General features: G+C 65.0%; 9 protein-coding genes and 1 tRNA gene. 5 read left to right on the forward strand and 5 right to left on the reverse strand.

Annotated elements, in window-relative coordinates; all coding sequences use genetic code 11:
• Window positions 1–160 precede the first annotated feature (160 nt).
• Both ACI1V7_RS22715 and ACI1V7_RS22720 read left to right on the forward strand, forming a co-directional pair.
• Window positions 161–406, forward strand: a complete 246-nt coding sequence (locus ACI1V7_RS22715) for a DUF4224 domain-containing protein (protein WP_404534186.1) — start codon at window positions 161–163, stop codon at window positions 404–406.
• 4 nt (window positions 407–410) lie between these two features.
• Window positions 411–1,451, forward strand: coding sequence for a tyrosine-type recombinase/integrase (locus ACI1V7_RS22720; RefSeq protein WP_404534187.1), 1,041 nt, complete (start codon window positions 411–413; stop codon window positions 1,449–1,451).
• Window positions 1,452–1,522: 71 nt separating this feature from the next.
• Here the strand turns inward: ACI1V7_RS22720 and ACI1V7_RS22725 are convergent.
• Together ACI1V7_RS22725 and ACI1V7_RS22730 are read right to left on the reverse strand one after the other, a co-directional pair.
• Window positions 1,523–1,609 (reverse strand) — tRNA-Leu (locus ACI1V7_RS22725).
• 39 nt (window positions 1,610–1,648) lie between these two features.
• Window positions 1,649–2,854 (reverse strand): GGDEF domain-containing protein, encoded by a 1,206-nt coding sequence (locus ACI1V7_RS22730; protein ID WP_404534188.1) that lies wholly within the window; start codon window positions 2,852–2,854, stop codon window positions 1,649–1,651.
• A gap of 236 nt (window positions 2,855–3,090) precedes the next feature.
• On the opposite strand from ACI1V7_RS22730, the gene ACI1V7_RS22735 reads away from it, so the two are divergent.
• Window positions 3,091–3,762 carry an SOS response-associated peptidase gene (locus tag ACI1V7_RS22735; protein ID WP_404534189.1) on the forward strand — a complete coding sequence of 224 codons (672 nt, stop codon included), beginning with the start codon at window positions 3,091–3,093 and terminating at the stop codon, window positions 3,760–3,762.
• Window positions 3,763–3,836: 74 nt separating this feature from the next.
• Here ACI1V7_RS22735 and ACI1V7_RS22740 read toward each other — a convergent pair whose 3' ends face one another.
• Window positions 3,837–5,396 carry a choice-of-anchor Q domain-containing protein gene (locus tag ACI1V7_RS22740; RefSeq protein WP_404534190.1) on the reverse strand — a complete coding sequence of 520 codons (1,560 nt, stop codon included), beginning with the start codon at window positions 5,394–5,396 and terminating at the stop codon, window positions 3,837–3,839.
• Window positions 5,397–5,867: 471 nt separating this feature from the next.
• Here ACI1V7_RS22740 and ACI1V7_RS22745 point away from each other — a divergent pair, with 471 nt between their 5' ends.
• A complete protein-coding gene (locus tag ACI1V7_RS22745; protein ID WP_404534191.1) occupies window positions 5,868–6,212 on the forward strand; it encodes an Lcl C-terminal domain-containing protein in 345 nt (114 codons plus the stop codon).
• A 110-nt stretch (window positions 6,213–6,322) separates the two neighbouring features.
• Here the strand turns inward: ACI1V7_RS22745 and ACI1V7_RS22750 are convergent, their stop codons facing one another.
• Together ACI1V7_RS22750 and ACI1V7_RS22755 are read right to left on the reverse strand one after the other, a co-directional pair.
• Window positions 6,323–7,831 carry a M20/M25/M40 family metallo-hydrolase gene (locus ACI1V7_RS22750; RefSeq protein ID WP_404534192.1) on the reverse strand — a complete coding sequence of 503 codons (1,509 nt, stop codon included), beginning with the start codon at window positions 7,829–7,831 and terminating at the stop codon, window positions 6,323–6,325.
• A gap of 96 nt (window positions 7,832–7,927) precedes the next feature.
• Window positions 7,928–9,064: a metallophosphoesterase gene (locus ACI1V7_RS22755; RefSeq protein WP_404534193.1), complete on the reverse strand. Its 1,137-nt coding sequence runs from the start codon at window positions 9,062–9,064 to the stop codon at window positions 7,928–7,930.
• A gap of 250 nt (window positions 9,065–9,314) precedes the next feature.
• Between ACI1V7_RS22755 and ACI1V7_RS22760 the strand changes: the two genes are divergently transcribed.
• Window positions 9,315–9,764, forward strand: a complete 450-nt coding sequence (locus ACI1V7_RS22760) for a PXPV repeat protein (protein WP_404534194.1) — start codon at window positions 9,315–9,317, stop codon at window positions 9,762–9,764.
• Window positions 9,765–9,865 lie beyond the last annotated feature (101 nt).

Consider the following 9,865-nt stretch of genomic DNA (forward strand, 5'->3'; position numbering starts at 1 on the left):
CGACTTACATTGGCGACGGGCTATACAGCAGCGGCGCTGTCTGCGATCAGGCGGAGGCATTCGCTGCTGGCGTTGCAATTGCCCGCGCTGCTCTCTCTGCTAATGCAGCAGACAGAGAGGCGAAGGAGTTCGGCGTGCGGGCCGAGGCGAGGAACGAGACATGAGCGCAGCAACAGAGCAGCAAGATCAACGCCCTGGAACTTTCCTTGAGCGCGACGAGATCAAGGCCCTGACCGGCCGCAGCTATGTCAAGCTTCAGATTGAAGCCCTGAAAAACATGGGCATACCGTTTTTCGTAAACGCGATTGGCAGGCCCGTCGTCACTAGATCAGCGATCGAGGGGCGCGGCAACGCGGCAACGCAACAGAAAAAGGCTTGGCAGCCAAGAGTACTGACGACAGGATAAGAAGATGGGGCGCAAGCCAACAAAAAATCTCAACCTGCCCGCAGGGATGCGTGTACGTGAGCGACCGTACGGGACGTACTACTACCTTGACACCGGCAAGCAGGCTGGGGAGCCGAGGAAGGAGATCCCACTCGGCAGCGACTATGTCGAAGCGGTGCGAAAGTGGGCAGAGCTGACGGCCAGCTCCAAAAAGGCTGGAAACTTGGTGACGTTCCGCCAGGCCGCTGAGCGGTATCAGCGAGAGGTCTTGCCTACGAAAGCTCGCTCGACCCAAGAGTCGAATTTACGAGAGCTCGCACACCTGCTGAAGTTCTTCGATGACCCTCCTGTGCCGTTGGATGAAATCGAGCCAGTACACGTGAGACAGTACCTGGACTGGCGTGGCCAAACTGCGAAGGTGCGAGCCAATCGCGAAAAGGCGCTTTTCTCGCACATCTGGAACTTTGCCCGATCCAAGGGGGTCACAAATAAAGCGAACCCGTGCGCCGGCATCAAAGGGTACACGGAGAAAGGCCGGGATGCGTATGTGGAGGACCAGGTATTCAAAGTCGTCTACGACGCGGCGGAGGCCTCTCTCCAGGATGCGATGGACCTAGCCTATCTAACAGCTCAACGGCCGGCAGATGTGCTCAAGTTCAAGCTGTCGGACATTAAAGACGGGGCGCTTTGGGTTACACAGAACAAGACTGGCGCGCGGCTGCGAGTCGCAATCGAAGGAGAGCTTGCGAAGGTAATTGATCGGATTAAGAGCCGTAGCGTGACGAGCATGTATCTCGTTAGCCGTCGGGACGGCACGCCTCTTTCTCTCTGGAGCCTAAAGCATGCAGTGGTCCGGGCCCGCCTTGCCGCAATTGCGGCTCACCCCGAGATGAAGGAAGCGATTAAGCAGTTCCAGTTCCGCGACTTACGCGCAAAAGCCGCTACGGACAAGGAAGAGAAGCACGGCATCGCGGCTGCCCAAGACCAACTGGGGCACTCGACGCCAACGATGACCCAGCACTATGTGCGCCACCGGAAAGGGAAGCTAGTTACTCCCACAAGGTAATTTTGCGGAACTACTAGCTTTTTGCGGAACTACAGCCAAGATACCAGAATTGCTCAAACCCGCATGAATACTGGTGCCCGGAGCCGGGATCGAACCGGCACGCCGTTTCCGGCACGGGATTTTAAGTCCCGGGTGTCTACCAGTTTCACCATCCGGGCTGCGGCCGCGATTCTAGCACAGCCCGTGGCCATTCAGGGTCAAACTTGCAAGGTTGCACCGCCCGCCGGCGCCCCTGCCCCATCCTGCGCGCAGCACACGCGGTTGCGGCCTGCGGCCTTGGCCGCGTACAGCGCCGCGTCGGCGCGCTCCATCATGCTGGCGATCGGCTCGCCGCCGTCCAGCGTCGCCACGCCGACGCTGACCGTGTAGCGGACCAGTCCGCCGACGGCGTCGCGCACCGCGCCCCCCTCGAGCGTCGCACGCAGGCGCTCGGCGGCGGCGCGCGCGTCGGCATGGCCCGTCTGCGGCAGCAGGACGGCGAATTCCTCGCCGCCCAGGCGCGCGCAGGCATCGATGCCGCGCAACACGCTGCCGGCCCGCAGGACGATGTCGACCAGTACCTGGTCGCCGAGCGCGTGGCCATGGGTGTCGTTGATGGACTTGAAGTGGTCGACGTCGAACACGAGCACGGACGGCGCCCCGCCGCCGCGGCCGATGCGCGCGCGTTCGCGCTCGGCCAGGCGGGAAAACGCGCGCCGCGTCCAGGCGCCCGTCAGGTAGTCGTGTTCGGCCGCGTACGTGGTGCGGGCGATGATGTCGGCATTGGCCATCATGACGGCGCCCAGCGTCAGTGTCGGCAAGGCCAGCGTGCCCAGCGCCACGAAGGCCACGTTCAGCACCGACGCGTCGAACAGCGACACGTCGGCATCGAGGTTGCCCATGTACAGCACGAAGCGCGCGCCGTAGCCGGCCACCTGCCAGGCCGCTGCCCAGAAGGCGAAGCGGGCCGGATAACGCGCTGCATTGGGATGGGGCGCAGGATGATGGGCCGACCGCCGCAGCGCCCAGGCCATCGCGGCATTCACGACGCCGTGGAAGAGCGACGTCAGCGCGATGCGCAGCGCCGTCATGTCGACGACGTAGTGGAACCAGGCCAGCGCCGCCGTGGACACGACCACCAGTGCGCCCAGGCGCCGGACCGGCACCGGCTTGCCCAGGTGCTGCAGAAAGCCCGCGTACATCAGGATGGGCGCACACAGCAGCAAGAGGTTGGCGAAGTCGAACGACAGCAGGTCCGGCACGTGGCCGCGTGCCGCGAACAAGGGCAGCGCAGCGATCGCCAGCGCGTTCGCCAGCGACCATGCGCGCATGCCGGCCACCGCATGGCGCGCCAGCGACAACAGCACCATGAGCATGACCACGGACAGCGCAGTGGTCACGAGAAGAAGAAGGAAGACACTCACAACAATTCGACGGCGTGCGGCGGCCGACGCGATCAGCTGCCAGGTGACGGCGCAAGACTTGCGCTAAAGAAATTAAGCGACTCATCTTATCAAATTCCCTCTTTTTCTCCTATGCCGACGACACATCTTTACAAAGACCGTTGCCTGCCAGCACGATTGTGTTGAAGTCAGTCGCCGGACCCGCGTGGCTGGCGTAACGGACGACCCGACGATGCCGATTGCATTAACATCGTGTCATGTGTGGACGATTTGACCAAAGCGAGACCGCGCGCCATTACGCCAGGCTGATGGGTTGGCTGGACGCCGTCTACGACAGCGAATCCGCGCCGACGACGAATGCGGCGCCGGGCAGCTATCACCCCGTGATGCACGTGCAGGAGGGCGAGCGGCGCGTCGACGACGTGTTCTGGGGTTACCGCGCCAAGTGGGCCGAAGGCAAGGTGCCCATCTCGATCAATGCACGCATGGACAAGCTCGCCAACCGCTACTGGTCGCGCCTCGTCAAGAAGGGCCGCGGCATCGTGCCGGCCGAAGGCTGGTACGAGTGGACCGGGGAGAAGGGCCACAAGCAGCCCTGGCACATCCACCGCAAGGATGGCGCCCCACTGTTCATGGTCGCGCTGGCTAATTTCGGCACGTTCGAGGAGCACCGCGCGGAGGCGGGCTTCGTCATCGTCACGGACGATGCCTCGGGTGGCATGCTCGACTTGCACGACCGCCGCCCTGTCGTGCTCGAGGCCGCCGATGCGCAGCTCTGGCTGGATCCGGACCTGCCGCCGGAGGCGGCGCTGGAACTGGTGCGCCGCAGCGCCGTGCCGGCGGACCGCTTCGAATGGTACAAGGTCAGCACGGCTGTCAACCGGGTCGGCAGCAACGGCCCGCAGATCGCGGCGCCGATCGACGACTAGCCATTCTCCGTTCGACCACAAAAAAGCCCGCAGGCCGTGAGGCGTGCGGGCTGGTTGCCGTCGGACGATGCCGATCAGTGCTGGTAGGCGCCGATGTCGTAGCCGGTCGAGGCATTGCGCGCCTTGCCGTCCAGGTCGGTCGGATAGGCGTTGGTCACGATGCCGCGGCCGATCGCCGGCGAGCTGCTCGAGAGGTGGAAGTTCGGCGTCGCCGCGGTGCGCGAATAGCCGGCGAACAGCGGATCCGAGCTGACGGTACCTGTGTGCGTCAGGCCATTACGCAGCGAGAAGTTGTACGAGGTGTTCTTGACCACCAGGTTGTTCTTGTACTGGTTGGCCTTGCCGGTCGTGCCTTGCTCCGAGATGCCGTACTTGTTGTCGTACACGATATTGTTCGCCACGAAGACATTATTCGCGCCGGCCGTCGTGTAATAGAAGTCGCCACCACCGATGACCATGCCGAAGTTCGATGCGGCCGCCGTGTTGTTGGTGATGATCACGTTGTTGGCGTCGTGCCACAGGTGGATCGCCACCGCGCCCACGCGGTACACGAGGTTGTTCTTGATCGAGCCCGAGGTGCTGAAATAAATGCCCTGCACATAGGTGCAGCCGGCCGGGCCGATGTCGTTCACCACGTTGCTGACCACGTCGGTCATCACGCCATGGTAGTAGCTGTCGACGCCGATCGCCGAACCGCCGGCGCTGGTGCACGCCACCTTCGTTGCCAGGTGGTGGATGTGGTTGTCGGCGATCATGCCGTAGGAACCGCCCGTATAGATGCCGTGGGTCCAGGCCTTGCCGCTGCCGCCGTTGCTGCCGTCGATGTCGAAGCCGACGATGCTGACGTAGTTGCCGCGGTTGTCCCAGGCGCTGTCCATGGTCGAGCTGCTCGGCGGGACAACTTTCGCGCCCCACTTCGTGGTCGAGACCCAGTAGATGCGGGCCGAGGCGGTGCCGTTGGCCGTGGTCTTGATGCCGCCGGCGTAGGTGCCCGGGGCGACCCAGACCGTGGTGCCGGCCTTGGTGGCGGCCTTGGCGGCGCGTGCCAGGGTCTTGAACGGGGCGGCCTTGGTGCCGGCCGCCGTGTCCGAACCCGTCGGCGACACGTAATAGTTATAGGCGGTGGCCGGGGTGCTCATGGTATTGCCGCCAGCCGGGTGCAGGCGCGCATATTCGTTGCTGCCGCGGATGGACGCCTCCAGCTGGCCGGCCGTCATGCCGTTCGCGAGGGCCTGGGTCCAGTGCGCGAGGCCTGCCTGTTCCGGATCGCGGTTCAGCAGTGTGCGATACAGCTGCGTGACGAGCGCGGTCGCATCGGCGCCGGTGATGGCGGATGCGGCATCGACGGACGTGACGCTGGCCAGCAGGCGCGGTTGCGCGTCGCCTTCGTAGCCCTTGACGACGAACTCGTTCGGATTCGCGACGGCGCCCGACGCATCGCCGGCATCGGCCGCGTTTGGCGCATTGCTGGCGGTTACGGAGGCGGTCACAGTGCTTTCGACAGAGGCGGCGGTCTGGGCCTGGTCGGTGCCGGGGTCGGCGCTGCCGCCGCAAGCGGTCAGCAGGACGGCGGCGCTGCAGGACAGCAGCGTACCCAGGCGGAAGTCGGAAGCGACAGTGGCGAGTTTTTTCATCGGAAGATTTCCTAGCATCAAAAATAAAGATACCCCTTTGAGGCAAGGAAACTTCTAAAGTTCAACTTACTTGAAGAAATATTTCCGAAGATAATGAATTACAACGAAGAATTACTTGATGGATCAATGACTTGCATTCATGAAATTGCAAACTGGTGATACCCGGCGACCATCGAGGACGCGCCCGCGCACTTCACATTTCACGGAACGAGCGCCAGATACAGCGACAGCCGGCACGCCGTAAAACGGGCTGGCTGTCCGGTGGCCCATCGTGTCGGTTCGGCCGAAAGCGGCATTCACCATCGATGACCAGAAGCAGCCCCGGCAGTACGCTTTGAAGCAGCGCCAACGCTGTCCGTTATGAGCTATGTCGAGTCCCGTGCCGCAACCAAGCGCGGCGATCACGGTCTTAAGGAACGCTACACATCACGAAAGGACTGCGCGATGGGCGATTACCTGAGGATCCAAGAAATGCTGAAGGAGGGAGAAGCCTATGCCGGGGTCATCCTCGGCAAGAACGGCGACCCCGACTACCACCTGGTACTGCTGGCCGACGAAGCGTCGGACGTCAGCTGGCCGGCCGCGAGCGAATGGGCAAGCATGCAGGACGGCACGCTGCCGACCCGGCGCGAGCTGGCCCTGCTGTTCGCGAACCAGCGCGAGTCCTTCGATCGCGTCTGGTACTGGTCGTCCGAGCAGCACGAAACGCGGCCGCAACTGGTCTGGGGGCAGAACTTCGCCAGCGGCATCCAGACCGTCTACGGCCGTCCGTTCCGTGGCCACGCGCGGGCGATCCGGCGCATCAGCAGCAGCTGAGACCGGTCACAGGCGTATCCCGTCCGCCCGCGCTTCCCGCCCGGGCGTGACGCGGCACGCCCTTCGCCGAGGCTCGGGGAACGGCCTGCGCGTCGCGTTGGCCGCAGGCCTTACTTCGCCTTGGACGGGCCGCCCGCGTTCCCCGCAGCATTGGCACCGGCCGCGACGGCACTGGCAGCCGGGGCCGGGCTCGCATAGATGTTGGAGCGGCCGATCGGCTGATCCATATTCGCCAGGAACCATGCGGTGGTGGCCATCACGGCTGCGTGGCGGCGCAGGTTGTCCGGGTCGACCTTGTCGAAGGTATCCGCCGGCGTATGGTGGTAATTGAAGTAGTCGGACGAATCGATCCACGGTTCGAAGCTGGGCACGCCCGATTTTTCCAGCGCATGCAGGTCGCCGGAGCCGACCACGTCTTCGCGGCGCAGCGCCCCGGCGCCCATCGGGTACAGTGCCGCCTGCAGCGGCGCCAGCAGCTTCATCGATGCCTGGCTCAGGCCGGCGCGCAAGCCGAACGGACGGCCCGAACCGTTGTCGTCCTCGTAGGCGGCGAAATGCTTTTCGGCCGTCGATTGGTAGGCGGCATCGTAGCCGACGCCGCCGCGCCCGCCGTTTTCCTCGTTCATCCACGCCACCACGCGGATGGTGCGGCGCGGACGGTAGTCGAGCTTGCGCAGCGTATTGATGACTTCCATCGCACTGACGACGCCCGATGCATCGTCGTTGGCGCCGGTCGCCAGGTCCCAGGAGTCCAGGTGGCCGGACACGAGCACGATCTCGTCGGCCTTGTCGCTGCCCTGCCAGTCGGCGATGACGTTAAAACTGTCGGCATCCGGCAGGATCTGCGGGGTCAGCGTCAGGTGCATGGTGACGGGACCGCGCTTGGCGAGGCGCGCGATCAGCATCGAATCCTCGATGGTGACGGCGGCCGCCGGGATGCGCGCGCCGTCCTGCAGGTTCGTGGCGCCCGTGTGGACGATGCGGTAGGCCGCGCCGCCGACGGCGCGCACCAGCGCCGCGGACGCGCCCATCTCGGCCGCCATGCGCGGGCCCGCGCCCCGGAACGCGACGGCCTGGCCATAGGCCGTGCCCGCCAGGCCGCGGTCGGCCATGCGCTGGTCGAACGGCACGTCGAACAGGACGATAGCGCCCTTGACCTCGGCCGCCTTGGCCTTCAGCTCGTCGAAGCTGCTGACCACGACGACCCTGGCCGTGATGCCGGCGGCCGGCGTCGCGCCGGATCCGCCCAGGGCCGCCAGGACGATCTTTTGCGTCACGCCCTCGGGACGGCCCTTGTAGTCGACCAGCGAGGCCGCTTCGGCGCCGCGCACCCAGTGCGGCACCTTCACCGGCTGCAATGTCACCTTGGCACCCAGCTTGCGCAGCTCGTCCGCCACCTGCTTCACCGCCGCCGCCGCGCCCGGCGAACCGGACAGGCGCGGGCCGACCAGGTCCGTCAAATCTTCCAGGCGCTGGTAGGCGTAGTCGCTCTGCAGCGCCGTATCGCGCACCTTGGCGAGCGCGGCCGGGTCGTTGCCGGGCGTCGCCCCGTGAGCGGCACTAGCGATGAGGCTGGCTGCCAGGATGGTCAGGACGGGAAGACGGGTACGGCGATTCATGCGCACTATCCTTTAGTGGGGCTAGGAAAAACCCCAACGATAGCGCATAAGCCTCGACTGCGGGAAAATTTGTTGCCGTAAATATAATGTTGAAATTTAAGCTGGGACCAGTTTCACCAAGGTGATTTCGGACGGGGCGCCGAAGCGCTTTGGCGGCCCCCAATACCCGGTACCGCGGCTCGTGTACACCCATAGCGAGCGCACCCGGTTCAGCCCGGCGACGAACGGCTGCTGCAGGGGCACGAACAGGTTCCAGGGGAAGAACTGGCCGCCATGCGTATGGCCGGACAATTGCAGGTCGAATCCGGCATCCGCGGCCGCCGGCGCGCTGCGCGGCTGGTGGGCCAGCAGGATGCGCACGGCGACATCCTCCGGTGCGCCCGCCGCCGCCAGGTGCGGATCGCTCTTGTGGGCGGGGTTGAACAAATGGGCCGAATAATCGGTAATGCCGGCAATCATGAGGGCGGCGCCGCCGCGGCGCCGGATCACGTGCTCGTTCATCAGCACGCGCAGGCCGAGCCGGCGCACCTCCGCGATCCACTGTTCGGCGCCCGAATAGTACTCGTGGTTGCCCGTCACAAAGAAGGTGCCGTCCGGCGCCGACAGGCGCGACAGCGGCTCCGTGTGCAGCGCCAGCCGTTGCACGCTGCCGTCGACCAGGTCGCCCGTCACGGCGATGGCGTCCGGCTTCAGGGCATTGACGCGGGTGACGATGGCGTTCAGGTAGGGCCGGCGGATCGTCGGACCCACATGGATGTCCGAGATCTGGGCGATCGCGTAGCCGTTCAACGCGGCCGGCAGCCCGGCGATGGGCACTTCGACCCTGACCACGCGCGCCACCCGGCGTGCATTGACGAAGCCGATGGCCGTCACGGCCAGCGCCAGCAGCGGGACGCCGACGGCGCTATCGCGCGTAAAGACGGGCCCTCCGGCACCCGCCAGGTGCTGCGCCAGCAGCGCCACGTCGCGCAGCAGGGTCAGCACGAACAGCGAGGAAAAGAATCCCATCGCCAGCAAACCGGCCCAGGCCACCTGCTCGGACCAGCGCGTGCGCCGCAGCGTGGGCGCCACCAGCCCGATGCGGACGAGTACGGCCGACAGGGCCAGCAGCACGGCGCCCAGCGCCAGGCCGGGCAAGCCGACCTCCATGGCGGGCAGGAGGCGCACACCGATATAGGCATGCAGCAGCGCCAGGATGACGAGAAGGGAAATACCGGAGCGTCGTCGGGCCATGGAAATGGATCGCGTAAATTGGTCGAGCCAATTAGATGGGGCGGGTTGTCTCTGGTGCAAGAGCCAACATCCCTATCGAAAGACGGAGGGCGGGCCCTGTGCAACGAAACGGATACCGATTGTTACGAACTCGGGCGTGGATGTAAGAATTCGTATTAATGCGTGGAATGGGTAAAACGCCGGTCTATGATACTTGCATGCCGGGCGTCGTCACGATCATTCGATCCCCGTTGCGGCAGAAGGAACAGCCATGTTGAATAAAAAATGCTTTGGTGCGGTACTCCTGGCCGCGGCCGCCGTCTCGTCCACTACGGCAATGGCTCAGGACCGCGGTGCGAATACGGTAGCGGGCGCCCTGGTCGGCGCAGCCATCGGCGGCGCAGCGAACGGCCGCAACGGCGCCCTGGTCGGCGGCGCGATCGGTGCCGTGGTCGGCAACTCGATCCGCTCGAACGACGATTATTACTACCGCGACCGCGGGTATTCGAATACCTATTACTCGTCGGGCTATGCGCAGCCCGCCCCTGTCTACGTGGAACCGCGTCCGGTGTACGTCGAACCGCGCCCCGTCTACGTCGAGTCGCCGCGCTATTACTATGATGCGCGCCCGGACGTCGTCGTCATCGACCGCGGCGGCCGCGGCTGGGACCGCGGCTGGGACCGTGGCCACGGCCGTGGCCACTGGGATCATCACCGCTGATCCGGACCGACTCCGACGAAAAACCGCGCCCCGTGCGCGGTTTTTTTTCGCCCTCCCCCCGCTAGGCCCCTGCGGCGGCATCTGCCGCGGCAGACAGGAGG

Source organism: Massilia paldalensis (genome assembly GCF_044901715.1).
Taxonomy (GTDB): domain Bacteria; phylum Pseudomonadota; class Gammaproteobacteria; order Burkholderiales; family Burkholderiaceae_D; genus Telluria; species Telluria paldalensis.